Genomic DNA, 13099 nt, shown 5'->3' with positions numbered 1-13099 from the left:
CCTCCGGGCCATGGACCCACGAGCACGCTCCGACCGCGAGGGCCAGGTCTCCGAGGTGGACAACCTCGGTGACGCCGACGAGATCGAGCCGAGCGACGCCGTCGCCGGCCACCCCGACGACCGGGACGTCCAGGAGGGCGCCACCGGCCCCGACGCCCGCACCGGAGACCAGGAGCCGGACTGATGACCATCCCCGATCCCGAACGACCGACGGAGCCTGACGAACCGGTGGAGCCGGTCGAGCCCGTCGACCCGGTCGCCCCGGACGTCCCGCCCGTGCCGGAGTCCGCCCCGGAGGAGCGTGCCGGGTGACCACCCCGGCCGGACTGCGGTCCCGCCGGTCCCGGCCGCCGCAGCAGATCACCCGCAACCTCAACGAGCTGCTGCAGGAGCTGCGCGTCATGCAGACGGGCGTGCAGATCCTCACCGGCTTCCTGCTGACCGTGCCGTTCACCGAGCGGTTCAGCTCGCTCACCGAGCTCCAGCAGCGGCTCTACCTGGGCATCCTCGTCACGGCGGTGCTCACGACGCTCGTGATCGTGGCGCCGGTCTGCTACCACCGCCTGCTGTTCCGGCAGGGGCAGCGGGACTGGATCGTGCGGGCGGCGCACCGGTGCGCGCTGGCGGGGCTGACCGGCCTGGCGATCGTCTCCGCCGCCGTGGTGCTGCTCGTCTTCGACGTCGTCCTCGGCCTCGCCGCCGCCCTGATCGCCGCGGCGGCGGTCGCGCTGGCCTTCATCGTGATGTGGGCAGTGGTCCCGCTCTCAGGGCGGGGTCACGCACGGTGAGGCGGCCCTGGCGTACGACCGCCGTCGCGGTCCCCCTCCTGGCGCTGCTCGCGCTCGCCGGGTGCTCGGTCGTCTCCCAGCCGGACCCGGCCGGGTGGGACCAGAGTGCCCAGCAGGCGCTCGACGACGCGTCCGGCGAGGTGGGCACGGCCCGCCTCGCGCTGCGGGCCGCCGCCGACGACCGCACCTGGTCGTCGTACACGACGGTCCTGGTGTCCGAGGCCGAGGAGGCCGCCGGCACGGCCGAGGAGGACCTCTCCCGGCTCCAGGTGCCCCCGGAGCGCACGGACGCCGCGGCGACCGCGCTCGACCTGCTCGGCCAGGCGGCCGAGGCCACCCGGCAGGTGCGGGCGCTCGCCGTCGCCGGCCGGTACGACGACGCGGAGCTGGCCGACGAGCTGGCCAGGCTCGGGACGGCGCTCGACCAGGAGGCCCTGCGCGCCGCCGCCCGCGCGGAGCGGTCGTGAAGCGCTATCTCGGCGTCCTGCTGGGCGTCCTGACCGCCATCGGTGGCTTCGTCGACATCGGGGACCTCGTCACCGACGCCCAGGTCGGCGCCCGCTTCGGGTGGTCGATGACCTGGGTGGTGCTGCTCGGCGTCGGCGGCATCTGCGTCTTCGCCGAGATGGCGGGGCGGATCGCCGCGGTCAGCCACCGGGCGACCTTCGACCTGGTCCGCGAGCGGCTCGGCCCCCGGGTCGGCATGCTCAACCTGGTCGGCTCGATCCTGGTTACCCTGCTCACCTTCATCGCCGAGATCGGCGGTGTCGCGCTCGCGCTCCAGCTGGTCAGCTCGGTGAACCACGTGCTCGTCGTGCCGTTCGTGGCGGCGGCCGTGTGGATCGTGCTCTGGCGCGCGAAGTTCTCGTCGATCGAGAACGTCCTCGGCCTGCTCGGGCTCTCGCTCATCGGGTTCGCGGTCGCGCTGTGGCAGCTCGGGCCCGACTGGAACGACGTCCTCCACCAGCTGGCGCCGACGTCCAACCCGGGTGGTGAGAGCTGGACGACGTACGCCTACTTCGCGGTCGCTCTCTTCGGCGCCGCGATGACGCCCTACGAGGTGTTCTTCTTCTCCAGCGGCGGTGTCGAGGAGCGCTGGACCCGCAAGGACATCGGCGTGATGCGGGCCAACGTGTTCATCGGCTTCCCCCTCGGCGGCATCCTCGCGCTCGCGATCGCCGGCTGCGCGGCGGAGGTCTTCCTGCCGCACGGCATCAGCGTCGAGACGCTCGGCCAGGTGGGGCTCCCCGTGGCGCTGGCCCTGGGCAAGATCGGGCTCGCGGTCGTGGTGCTCGGCTTCTTCGCCGCCACCTTCGGCGCGGCCTGCGAGACCGGGCTGTCGGTGGGCTACAGCCTGGCGCAGTACTTCGGCTTCCAGTGGGGCAAGTACGTCCGGCCTCGGGACGCCGCCGGCTTCCACGTGATCATCCTGCTGGCGACCGCCCTCGGCGCCGGCGTGCTGCTGACGGGGGTGGACCCGATCATGGTGACCGAGATGTCCGTGGTGTTCTCCGCCATCGCCCTGCCACTGACGTACCTGCCGATCCTCGTGGTCGCCAACGACCCGGACTACCTGGGGGAGCACCGCAACGGACGGCTCGCCAACGTCCTCGGGGTCTTCTACCTGGGCATCGTGCTCGTCGTCTCGCTCGCGGCGATCCCCCTGATGATCGTGACGTCGATGGGACAGCACTGATGACCGCCCGGGACCGCTACGACGTCAGCCTGCACCTGCTGGACCGGCAGATCGTGGGTGCCGCCGACCGGCTCGTCGCCAAGGTGGACGACGTCGAGCTCACCCGGCTCTCCGACGGCCGGCTGGTCCCCACCGCGCTGCTGGTGGGCCTGCCGGCGCTGCTGCCGCGGCTCAGCGGGCTGCTGGCCCGGATGCACCGGCTGACCCGCGCGGCCGCCGCCGACCGCGACCTCCCACTAGTCGCCGATCTCGGCCTGGTCGACGAGGTGGGCAGCGACGTCCGGCTCAACGTCGCCCACGCCCGGCTGCCGCGGATGGAGCGCGCCCGCGCCGAGGACCCGCACCGCCTCCGGGTGGGGGACGTCCTCGGCATCCCGGTCCGCTGCGCCGAGCTGCCCCGCCGCTCGAAGGTGCTCGACCTCTGCGTGGTCGGCGTTCCGGGCCACGCGGGCCGGGACGACCCGCACGAGGTCGTCGCGCTCATCGTGGGTCCCGGCCGCCCCGGGGCGCTGCTCGGCTACGACCGGCGCAGCGAGCCCGGACCGGCCGTCGTCGCCGGCATCGTCCGTTGGCTGCACCGTCACGCCCGGGTCGTCGACCTCGGCCCCGGCGTCGTCCTCGACGTCGACGCGGGTGAGGTGCGCATCGAGCGCGGTACGTCTCTCCTCCCGCTGCGCGGGTAACGAGGGGCCATGCCCAGGAAGAGTCCCGGACCCAGTGTCAAGAAGCCCGACGTCTACGAGGCGCTGCGCGACGACGGCGCCAGCAAGGAGAAGGCCGCCCGGATCTCCAACGCCATGGCCGCCGAGGGATCCTCGACGGTCGGCAAGCGTGGGGGGAAGGCCGAGCCCTACGAGGAGTGGACCGTCGCCGAGCTGCGCAAGCGCGCCAGCGAGATCGGCATCGAGGGCCGCTCGTACATGAAGAAGGCGAAGCTCATCAAGGCGCTGCGCGAGCACTAGACCGCTAGATCCAGCGGGAGAACCAGACCCGGTCGAGCCACTCGCTGTGCGTCAGCATCTGGTTGGTCCAGATCGGGTAGAACCACGCGAAGTTCACGAGCGTGAGGATGACGAACGCGCCCGCCACGATCACCCCTGCCGTACGGCGTGGTGAGGGCGCGCGGGACGGCCCGATCAAGGTCCCGATGCTGAGCGTGATCGCGATGACGGTGAACGGCAGCACAGCGATCGCGTAGAAGAGGAAGATCGGGCGGTCGTCGTACAGCATCCAGGGCAGCCAGGTCGACAGCGCCCCCACCACCGCGATCCCGTAGCGCCAGTCGCGCGCGCCGATCCACATCACCAACGAGAACAGCAGCGCGACCACGCCGCCCCACCACAGCACGGGAGTGGGGACGAGCAGCACCTGCTTGATGCAGTCGCTGCCCGCGGGCGCGTCGCAGCCCGGCGTGCTCGGGGGGATGTCGTTGGTGACCGCCACGCCCACGGGCCGGTTGATGAGCAGCCATCCCGACGGCTTCGACTCGTAGAAATGGGTCGAGCAGTTCAGGAAGTGGGTGTGGAAGGTGTAGACGTCCTGGTGGTAGTACCAGAGCGAGCGCAGCGACTGCCAGACCTCACCCAGGCCGCTCGCGTCCTTCTCGTCGGCGGTCGGCCACTTCTTCGTGGTGTCGAGGTCGGTCGCGACGTACGAGTCGTCGTCCTTCGCGCAGCGGCCCTGCCCGGTGTACTGGCGGTACTGGGTCGAGCTGAGGTGCTCCTCGTACTGGTCGGCGTGCGCGAGCCAGCCGCCCCAGGTGGCGATGTAGACGAGGACCGCGACGATCACCAGCTGCAGGAAGGCGGGGACGCCGTCGACGAGCGCACCCTTGACCACGGCCCAGCGGATGCCCAGCGAGCGGCGGGCGTTGGCGCTCCACAGCCAGCACATGACGCCGAACGCGGCGAGGGGGTAGGCCGCCGTCCACTTGGTGCCGAGGGCGAGGCCGAAGCAGACGCCGGCCGCCAGCAGCCACGGCCGGAAGAGGATCCGCGGGCCCCAGCCGGTCAGGGCCACCCCGTCGTCGGTACGGCGGGCGAGAGCGGCGAGTCGTGCCCGGTGCCAGTCGCGGTCGGCGACCAGGCAGGAGACCGCGCAGAGCAGGAACAGCGCGAGGAAGATGTCGAGCAGCGCCAGCCGGGACAGCACGAAGTGCAGGCCGTCGAGCATGAGCAGCGTGCCGGCGACGCAGCCGAGCATGGTGGAGCCGGTGATCCGGCGGACCAGGCGACAGATCACCAGGGCCATCAGCGCACCCGCGACGGCGGAGGCGATCCGCCAGCCGAAGGGGTCCATGCCGAACGCCTTCTCGCCGAGGGCGATCAGCCACTTGCCGACGTCCGGGTGCACGGCGAGCGACGGGTCGCCCGTCCAGATCCCCTGCGTGTGCCCCGAGAGGATGTCGGCGTTGATGTCGGTCTTCGGGTTGCCGTCGGCGTCGGTGACGTAGGTCTGGATGTAGCCGTTGTTGAGCAGCGACCACGCGTCCTTGGCGTAGTACGTCTCGTCGAACGCGAACCGGTTGGGGTTGCCCAGCCCGACCACCCGCAGCGCGAACGCCAGCAGGGTCAGGGCGAGGGGCGCGAGCCAGCCGACCAGCTTCTCGCGGGCACCGAGGCGCCGCAGCGGGTTGACGGCCCGTTCGACGGCCAGCGGCACGCGCTGCCCGAGCGCGGTGCGGGAGAGGCCGGTCACGGTCACGATGCGGAAGCCTACGCAACCGGTCTGCAAGGATCGGGACGTGAGTGGAGTCCTGGTGCTGGCGGGCACGCCGATCGGTCAGGTGGACGACGCCCCGCCCCGGCTCGCCGCCGAGCTCGCGGGCGCCGACGTGGTCGCCGCCGAGGACACCCGCCGGCTGCGCCGCCTGGTCACCGACCTCGGCATCGAGCTCAGCGGGCGCGTGGTGTCGTACTTCGAGGGCAACGAGGCCGCGCGGACGCCGTCGCTCGTCGAGGCGCTCGTCGCCGGCGAGCGCGTGGTGCTGGTGACCGATGCCGGCATGCCGAGCGTCTCCGACCCGGGCTACCGGCTCGTCGCCGCGGCCGTCGAGGCGGGCGTGCGGGTGACCGCCGTCCCGGGGCCCTCGGCGGTGCTGACCGCGCTCGCCGTGTCGGGCCTGCCGGTCGACCGGTTCTGCTTCGAGGGCTTCCTGCCGCGCAAGGCGGGGGAGCGGGCCCGGCGGCTGGCGGACCTGGCGACCGAGCAGCGCACGATGGTGTTCTTCGAGGCACCCCACCGCACCGAGGCCGCGCTCGCCGCGATGCGCGACGCCTTCGGCGACGACCGGGCCGCCGTCGTGTGCCGCGAGCTGACCAAGACCCACGAGGAGGTGCGCCGCGACGGGCTCGCCGCCCTCGTCACGTGGGCCGCCGAGGGCATCCGCGGCGAGGTGACGATCGTCGTCACCGGCGCGACCCCGGGCTCCGCCGTCGCCTCCGACCCGGACAGCCTCCGCGCCGCCGTCGCCGCGCTCGAGGAGTCCGGCATGCGGCGCAAGGAGGCGATCGCCGCGGTCGCCGTGCAGGCTGGACTTCCCAAGCGCGACGTCTACCAGGTGGTGCACATCGATGGCTGAGCTGACAACCGACCGGATCACGACCGTCCAGCGCGACGGTCTCGTCCTCGACGTCCACGACGAGGGGCCGATCGACGGCGAGGTCGTGGTCCTGCTCCACGGCTTCCCCGAGCGGGCCGACTGCTGGCGCCTGGTGGCGCCGCTGCTGCACGAGGCCGGCTACCGCACCCTCGCGATGGACCAGCGCGGCTACTCGCCCCGCGCCCGGCCGCGGCGGCGCCGCGACTACCGGATGACCGAGCTGCTCGGCGACGTCCGGGCGCTCGCCGAGGCGGCCGGCGGCCGGGTGCACGTCGTCGGCCACGACTGGGGCGCGATCCCGGCCTGGCTCCTCGCGATGCACCACCCCGACCTGGTCGCCAGCCTCACCGCGGTCTCCGTGCCGCACCCGCAGGCGTTCCTCACCTCGATGGTGCGCTCCACGCAGGGTCTGAAGTCCTGGTACATGCTGGCCTTCCAGGTGCCCTTCCTGCCCGAGCGGCTGGCCCGCACGCCCGGCGGCCTCCTCGACAAGCAGCTCCGCGCTGCCGGGATGACCGCCGACGACGTCGTCCGCTTCCGTGCCGAGATCGTCGACGACGGCGCGCTCACCACCGCGCTCCACTGGTACCGCGCGCTGCCGCTGGCCGACCCGCGGCTGACCCGGCACAAGGTCACCGTGCCCACCACCATGGTGTGGAGCGACGACGACATCGCGCTCGGCCGCTGGGGCGTCGAGCGCACGGCCCACCTCGTCGAGGCGCCGTACCGCTTCGTCGAGCTCGCCGGCGTCTCGCACTGGATCCCGACCCAGGCGCCCGACGCGCTGGCCGAGGCGATCATCGACCGCGCGCGCTCCACGGCGTCGTGAGCGCCGACGAGCGCCCGCCCGTACCGGAGCCGCTGCCGCACCCCGTCGTCGACAACCACTGCCACCTCGACATCGGCCGCGGGGACGAGCCGTGGGACGCGCGGGCGGCGATCGACACCGCCGCGTCGGTCGGCGTCCGCCGGATCGTGCAGATCGGCTGCGACCTGCCCGGTGCGCGCTGGGCCGTCGCCGCGGCCGCGGAGCACGCCGAGCTCGTCGCGGGCGTGGCGCTGCACCCCAACGAGGCGCCGCGGATCCTCGCCGACGGCGGCCGGGCCGCCCTCGAGGCGGCCTGGGACGAGATCGAGCGGCTCGCCGGCGCCCACCCGAAGGTGCGCGCGGTGGGGGAGACCGGCCTCGACTCGTTCCGGACCGGCGACGACGGCCGCGCGGTGCAGGTGGAGTCGTTCCGCCGGCACGTCGACCTGGCCAAGCGGCTCGACAAGACGCTCGTCATCCACGACCGCGAGACCCACGACGAGATCCTCGCCGTCCTCGACGACGAGGGCGTCCCGGAGCGCTGGGTGATGCACTGCTTCTCCGGCGACGCGGCGTTCGCGCGGGCCTGCCTCGACCGCGGCGCCTACCTGTCGTTCGCCGGCACCGTCACCTTCAAGAACGCGGCGCCGCTGCGCGAGGCGCTGCGCATCGTGCCGCGCGACCGGCTGCTCGTCGAGACGGACGCGCCCTACCTGACGCCGTCCCCCTACCGCGGGCGCACCAATGCGTCGTACCTGGTGCCGGTGACGGTGCGGGCGATGGCCGCCGAGCGGGGCGACGACCTCGGTGAGCTCTGCGCCGCGATCGACGCCACGACCGAGGCTGCGTTCGGCGGTTCCTGGTAGTTCCGCGCGCTGTGACTGGTGTGACTCATGAGGCGTTGACGGGTGACTCCGCTCACCGCGAGCCGCTCCTAGAGCCCTCGCCAAGTTGCAATCCGCCCCGGAGTCACGTTGTGGTGGATGACTGAAGGCCGGGATCGGAGGCAGTTTCGACCGGCCAGCTCACTCGGGAATCGAGCTGGCCGGAACCGAGGCCCGGGGAGTACGACGTTCGGAGAATCGTGCGACTTGCACGCCACAGCCTTGCCCAGTCCCTCAAGGGAACCGTTCTGAAGCTGGCCCACAGCCGGGTCGCCCTCACCGCCGTCGTCGCCACCGTCCTCGTGGCCGTCTCGGCCGTCACCTGGGGCTACTCGACGATGTCCACCGAGGTCACGCTCTCGGTCGACGGCAAGCCGCGCACCGTCTCCACGATGGGTGACACCGTCGGCGACGTGCTCCGGGACGAGGGCATCGAGGTGTCCGATCGCGACGTCGTCCAGCCCGGTCTGGACGAGGAGATCAGCAAGGGCGACAAGATCGCGGTGCTCTACAGCCGCCCGATCGAGCTCACCGTCGACGGCGAGACCAGCACCCACTGGGTCACCGCCACCGACGTCGAGGGCGCGCTCGCGCAGATCGGCACCGTCTACGCCGACAGCCGGCTCTCCACCAGCCGGGGCATGACGATCGACCGCGGCGGCGCCGAGATCGACGTCGTCACCCCCAAGAAGCTCACCTTCGCCCTCGCCGGCAAGAAGCCGGTCAAGCGCGAGGTCCCCGCCCTCACCGTCGAGGAGGCGCTGGCCGCGGTCGGCGTCGAGCTCGACCCGAAGGACCGCACCCAGCCGGCCCGCGACGCCGCGATCTCCGACGGCGACCGGATCGTCTTCACCGACATCGAGGTCCGCCAGCGCAAGGTCGCCGGCGAGGTCGTCAGCGCCCCGGTCAAGGAGATCGAGGACGACGCGATGTACAAGGGCGAGACCAAGGTCGTCGAGGCCGGCGCCGACGGTCGTCGCGACGTCACCTACAAGGTGACCGTGCGCAACGGCGAGGTCGTCCGGCGCGTCGTCCTCACCGCCGACGTGACCCGCAAGCCCACGACCAAGGTCGTCCGGGTCGGCACCAAGGAGCAGGTCACCGCCAACTACGCCGGCGGCAACACCGTCTGGGACCGCCTCGCCCAGTGCGAGTCCGGTGGCAACTGGGCGATCAACACCGGCAACGGCTACTACGGCGGCCTGCAGTTCAACGCGGGCACCTGGCGCGCCTACGGCGGCACCGGCCTCCCGCACCAGGCCTCCCGCGAGACCCAGATCGCCATCGCCACCAAGGTCCGCGACGCCTCCGGCGGCTACGGCGCCTGGCCCGGCTGCGCCGCCAAGCTCGGCCTGCCCCGCTGACGAAGTGGCGCGTTCCGGCGCACGAAGGAGCACGTTCCGGCGGTCGAGGGTGCACCCTCGACCGCCGGAACGTGTCACTTCGGCCGCCGGAACGTGCTCCTTCGGCGTTCACTAGGCTGGGGCGCATGCCTGACACCTCCGCGCCGCGGCTGCTGGGCCCGGCGGAGGTTCGGGAGCTGGCGGCACGCCTCGACCTGCGTCCGACCAAGCAGCGCGGGCAGAACTTCGTGATCGACCCCAACACCGTGCGCCGGATCGTGCGCGAGTCCGGCGTCGTCGAGGGCGAGGTCGTGCTCGAGGTCGGTCCCGGGCTCGGGTCGCTGACCCTGGCCCTGCTCGAGGTGGGCGCCGAGGTGACCGCCGTCGAGGTCGACCCGGTGCTCGCGGGCGAGCTGCCGACCACGATCCAGGCGTTCGCGCCCGGCCAGGCCGAACGGTTCCGGGTCGTGCTCGCCGACGCCCTGGCGGTCACCGAGATCCCCGGCCCGCCGCCGCACGCGCTGGTCGCGAACCTGCCCTACAACGTCTCCGTGCCGGTGCTGCTGCACCTGATGGCGCTGCTCCCGTCGCTGAAGCACGGGCTGGTCATGGTCCAGGCCGAGGTCGCCGACCGGCTGGCGGCGCCGCCCGGCTCCAAGACGTACGGCGTCCCGTCGGCCAAGGCGGCCTGGTACGCCGACGTCCGCCGGGCCGGTGCGATCGGGCGCAACGTCTTCTGGCCCGCCCCCAACGTCGACTCCGGTCTCGTCGCCTGGACCCACCGCCCGCCGCCGACCGACCAGGTCGGTCGCGAGGCCGTGTTCGCCGTCATCGACGCCGCGTTCGCCCACCGGCGCAAGGCGCTGCGCGGGGCGCTGCGCGAGCTCGCCGGCAGCGCCGACGCGTCCGAGGCCGCCCTGCGCGCGGCCGGCATCGACCCCCTCACCCGCGGTGAGGCTCTCGGGATCGACCAGTTCGTGGCGATCGCGGTCGCCCTGCAGGAGACCTCGGAGGCCGCTCGATGACCCAGGACGCCGTGACCGTGCGTGCTCCCGCCAAGATCAACCTGCACCTCGGCGTCGGCCGTCCCCGTCCCGACGGGCTGCACCCGCTCGCGACCGTCTACCAGGCCGTCGGCCTCTACGACGACGTCTCGGTGACCGACGCCGCCACGTGGTCGGTCGCGCTGGCCGAGCCGGTGGCCGGCGTCCCGCTCGACGACGACAACATCGCGATCCGCGCCGGCCGCGCGCTCGCCGAGCACCACGGCATCGACCGTGCGGCCGCGATCACCATCGCCAAGGGGATCCCGGTGATGGGTGGCATGGCCGGCGGCTCGGCCGACGCCGCCGCGACGCTGCTCGCGCTCGACCGGCTCTGGGACCTGCAGACGCCCGACGACGACCTGCTCCGGATCGCGGGCACGCTCGGGTCCGACGTCCCCTTCGCGCTCGTCGGCGGGACGGCGCTCGGCACCGGACACGGCCAGCTCGTCACGCCCGTCGACGACGCCAGCTCGGTGTGGTGGGTCGTCGTCCTGTCCGACGAGGGGCTCTCGACGCCCGCCGTCTACCGCCACTTCGACGAGCTCTCGCCCGACGCCCCCGCCGAGCCGCCCGTCCCCGACGCGCTGATCGAGGCCCTCGCCGGCGGCTACGCCGACGAGATCGGCGACCTGCTCGCCAACGACCTGTGGCCCGCCGCCCGCGACCTGCGCCCCGACCTCGTCGACGTCGAGGTCGCGCTGCGCAGCCTGAGCCCCGACGGGGTCCTCCTCTCCGGCTCCGGCCCCACCCTCCTGATGCTCCACGAGGGCGTCGAGGAGGCGCGGGCCGCGGCCGCCGACCTGACCGAGCGCGGCTACCGGTGCACCCTCGCCCCGGGACCCGTCGCCGGCGCCCACGTGGTGACCTATGCCTGAGCCCCGCAGCCTGATCAACCTGGAGCGGATCTCGAAGTCCTTCGGCGTCCGCCCCCTGCTCACCGACGTCTCGCTCGGCATCGGTGCCGGTGAGCGGATCGGCATCGTCGGCCGCAACGGCGACGGCAAGACCACCCTGCTGCGGATCCTCACCGGCGACGAGGAGCCCGACGCCGGCCGGGTCTCGCGCCAGCGCGGCCTCCTCGTCGGCGTCCTGGCCCAGCATGACGACTTCGAGGACAGCCACACCGTCCGGGAGGTCGTGCTCCAGGGGATGGCCGACCACGAGTGGGCCGCGGACTCCCGCCTGCGCGAGATCGTCGACGTCCTCCTCGCCGGCGTCGAGCTCGACCGCGCCGTGGCCGGGCTCTCCGGCGGCGAGCGCCGCCGCTGCGCGCTGGCCGGACTGCTCCTCGGCGACCACGACCTCGTCGTCCTCGACGAGCCCACCAACCACCTCGACGTCGAGGCCGTCGCCTGGCTCGCCGCCCACCTCGCCGCCCGCCCGTCCGCCCTGGTCGTCGTCACCCACGACCGGTGGTTCCTCGACGCCGTGTGCGAGCAGACGTGGGAGGTGCACGACGGCGTCGTCGACACCTACGAGGGCGGCTACGCGGCCTTCGTGCTCGCCAAGGCCGAGCGGACCCGCCAGGCCGCCGCCTCCGAGGCCCGCCGCCAGAACCTCGTCCGCAAGGAGCTCGCCTGGCTGCGCCGCGGCGCCCCGGCCCGGACCTCGAAGCCGAAGTTCCGGATCGACGCCGCCAACGCCCTCATCGAGGACGTCCCGCCGCCGCGCGACCGCCTCGAGCTGCAGCGCTTCGCCACCCAGCGGCTCGGCAAGGACGTCATCGACCTCGAGGACGTCGACTTCTCCCGCGGGACCCGCCAGCTCCTCTCGCACGCCACCTGGCGGCTGGGCCCCGGCGACCGGATCGGGCTCGTCGGCGTCAACGGCGCCGGCAAGACGTCGGTCCTCTCCCTTCTCGCGGGGGAGGCCGCGCCGTCGGTGGGCAAGGTGCGCCACGGCCGGACCATCGCCCTGCAGCACCTCTCGCAGAACGTCGAGTTCGACGACCCCGAGGCCCGCGTGCTCGCCACCGTCGAGGGGATCCGCCGGGTCGCCAAGACCGCCGACGGCGAGATCAGCGCGACGTCCATGCTCGAGCGCTTCGGCTTCACCGGCGACAAGCTGACCGCCCGGATCGGCGACCTGTCCGGCGGCGAGCGCCGTCGCTTCCAGCTGCTCCGGCTGCTCCTCACCGAGCCGAACGTGCTGCTCCTCGACGAGCCCACCAACGACCTCGACATCGAGACGCTCAACGTCCTCGAGGACTTCCTCGACGGCTGGCCCGGCACGCTGATCGTGGTCTCGCACGACCGGTACTTCCTCGAGCGCGTCACCGACTCGGTGTGGGCGCTGCTCGGCGACGGGAAGATCTCGATGCTCCCGCGCGGGGTCGACGAGTACCTCGAGCGGCGCCAGAAGATGCTGCGGCTCGGGGGCACGCCGGTGGTCGCTGCTCCGGCGGCCGCTGCTCCGGCGGCCGCGTCGCCGGCTGCTGCGGCGGGGGCGGGGGCAGGGACGCCGCCGGCGGTCGCGGCGACGACGCAGCCCAAGGTGCGCGCAGGCTCCGCCGAGGAGCGCGCGGCGAAGAAGACCGTCGCCCGCCTCGACAAGGTCCTCGAGCGGCTCTCCGCCCGGGAGGCCGAGCTCACCGCCGCGCTCGGCGAGCACGCGACCGACCCGGAGCGGCTGACCACGATCGGGACCGAGCTCACCGCGCTCCAGGAGGAGAAGGAGGCGGCCGAGCTCGAGTGGCTCGAGGCCGCCGAGCTGCTCGAGTAGAAGCGGCTCACCGGCTGCCGCTGGATCGACGATCCGCGCACACCTCGACCCCCAGCGTTGACGCCGCGCGCTTGGTCCGGAGGATGGGTGGTGGGAACGCCAGTGGCGGAGGACGTCCATTGCCTCAACCGCCACCGAGTCCCCCCGTCGGCCCGGGCCTGCTGTTCCGAACTGTGTCCCCGGATGGCTCGGGTCGACCGGGGAGTCCCCGG

Annotated in this window: 15 protein-coding genes; 14 read left to right on the top strand and 1 reads right to left on the bottom strand. The window is 73.1% G+C overall.

The annotated features are described in order from the left end of the window. Positions 1-10 precede the first annotated feature (10 nt). Genes BM223_RS29320 through BM223_RS23535 form a run of 7 tightly spaced genes read left to right on the top strand, consistent with a single transcriptional unit; the run spans position 11 to position 3446 of the window. Positions 11-184: a hypothetical protein gene (locus BM223_RS29320; protein WP_158510178.1), complete on the top strand. Its 174-nt coding sequence runs from the start codon at positions 11-13 to the stop codon at positions 182-184. Beyond that, entirely contained in the window at positions 184-312 is a 129-nt protein-coding gene (locus tag BM223_RS30145) for a hypothetical protein (RefSeq protein ID WP_255319108.1), read from the top strand. The genes BM223_RS29320 and BM223_RS30145 overlap by 1 nt, the downstream gene beginning before the upstream one ends. After that, positions 309-788, top strand: coding sequence for a DUF6328 family protein (locus tag BM223_RS23555; RefSeq protein ID WP_052138280.1), 480 nt, complete (start codon positions 309-311; stop codon positions 786-788). The genes BM223_RS30145 and BM223_RS23555 overlap by 4 nt, the downstream gene beginning before the upstream one ends. Beyond that, positions 785-1255 (top strand): hypothetical protein, encoded by a 471-nt coding sequence (locus BM223_RS23550; protein WP_038677142.1) that lies wholly within the window; start codon positions 785-787, stop codon positions 1253-1255. The genes BM223_RS23555 and BM223_RS23550 overlap by 4 nt, the downstream gene beginning before the upstream one ends. Continuing rightward, positions 1252-2484: an NRAMP family divalent metal transporter gene (locus BM223_RS23545; protein ID WP_038677143.1), complete on the top strand. Its 1233-nt coding sequence runs from the start codon at positions 1252-1254 to the stop codon at positions 2482-2484. The genes BM223_RS23550 and BM223_RS23545 overlap by 4 nt, the downstream gene beginning before the upstream one ends. Further along, positions 2484-3167: a hypothetical protein gene (locus tag BM223_RS23540; RefSeq protein WP_052138281.1), complete on the top strand. Its 684-nt coding sequence runs from the start codon at positions 2484-2486 to the stop codon at positions 3165-3167. The genes BM223_RS23545 and BM223_RS23540 overlap by 1 nt, the downstream gene beginning before the upstream one ends. 9 nt (positions 3168-3176) lie before the next feature. Then, positions 3177-3446 (top strand): DUF7218 family protein, encoded by a 270-nt coding sequence (locus BM223_RS23535; protein ID WP_038677144.1) that lies wholly within the window; start codon positions 3177-3179, stop codon positions 3444-3446. A 4-nt stretch (positions 3447-3450) separates the two neighbouring features. Here the strand turns inward: BM223_RS23535 and BM223_RS23530 are convergent, their stop codons facing one another. Beyond that, positions 3451-5187, bottom strand: a complete 1737-nt coding sequence (locus tag BM223_RS23530) for a dolichyl-phosphate-mannose--protein mannosyltransferase (RefSeq protein ID WP_235319150.1) — start codon at positions 5185-5187, stop codon at positions 3451-3453. A gap of 1 nt (position 5188) precedes the next feature. On the opposite strand from BM223_RS23530, the gene rsmI reads away from it, so the two are divergent. The 7 genes from rsmI to BM223_RS23495 all read left to right on the top strand — a co-directional run bounded on the left by rsmI (position 5189) and on the right by BM223_RS23495 (position 12887). Beyond that, on the top strand, positions 5189-6064 hold the full coding sequence (gene rsmI, locus BM223_RS23525; RefSeq protein WP_052139234.1) for a 16S rRNA (cytidine(1402)-2'-O)-methyltransferase: 876 nt from the start codon (positions 5189-5191) through the stop codon (positions 6062-6064). Continuing rightward, positions 6057-6914 (top strand): alpha/beta fold hydrolase, encoded by an 858-nt coding sequence (locus tag BM223_RS23520; RefSeq protein ID WP_038677146.1) that lies wholly within the window; start codon positions 6057-6059, stop codon positions 6912-6914. Before rsmI ends, BM223_RS23520 begins: the two co-directional genes overlap by 8 nt. Further along, positions 6911-7759: a TatD family hydrolase gene (locus BM223_RS23515; protein WP_038677147.1), complete on the top strand. Its 849-nt coding sequence runs from the start codon at positions 6911-6913 to the stop codon at positions 7757-7759. Before BM223_RS23520 ends, BM223_RS23515 begins: the two co-directional genes overlap by 4 nt. A gap of 218 nt (positions 7760-7977) precedes the next feature. Next, positions 7978-9141, top strand: coding sequence for a resuscitation-promoting factor (locus tag BM223_RS30140; protein WP_052138282.1), 1164 nt, complete (start codon positions 7978-7980; stop codon positions 9139-9141). Between the two features lie 125 nt (positions 9142-9266). Further along, positions 9267-10145 carry a 16S rRNA (adenine(1518)-N(6)/adenine(1519)-N(6))-dimethyltransferase RsmA gene (gene rsmA, locus BM223_RS23505; protein WP_038677148.1) on the top strand — a complete coding sequence of 293 codons (879 nt, stop codon included), beginning with the start codon at positions 9267-9269 and terminating at the stop codon, positions 10143-10145. Then, entirely contained in the window at positions 10142-11041 is a 900-nt protein-coding gene (locus BM223_RS23500) for a 4-(cytidine 5'-diphospho)-2-C-methyl-D-erythritol kinase (RefSeq protein WP_038677149.1), read from the top strand. The genes rsmA and BM223_RS23500 overlap by 4 nt, the downstream gene beginning before the upstream one ends. Further along, entirely contained in the window at positions 11034-12887 is a 1854-nt protein-coding gene (locus BM223_RS23495) for an ABC-F family ATP-binding cassette domain-containing protein (RefSeq protein WP_038677151.1), read from the top strand. Before BM223_RS23500 ends, BM223_RS23495 begins: the two co-directional genes overlap by 8 nt. Positions 12888-13099: the final 212 nt, after the last annotated feature.

It is taken from the genome of Pimelobacter simplex (genome assembly GCF_900114845.1).
In the GTDB taxonomy this organism is placed as follows: Bacteria; Actinomycetota; Actinomycetes; order Propionibacteriales; family Nocardioidaceae; genus Nocardioides; species Nocardioides simplex.
The sequence above is the reverse complement of the archived record's forward strand: the minus strand, read 5'-3'. Positions and strand labels throughout refer to the sequence as shown.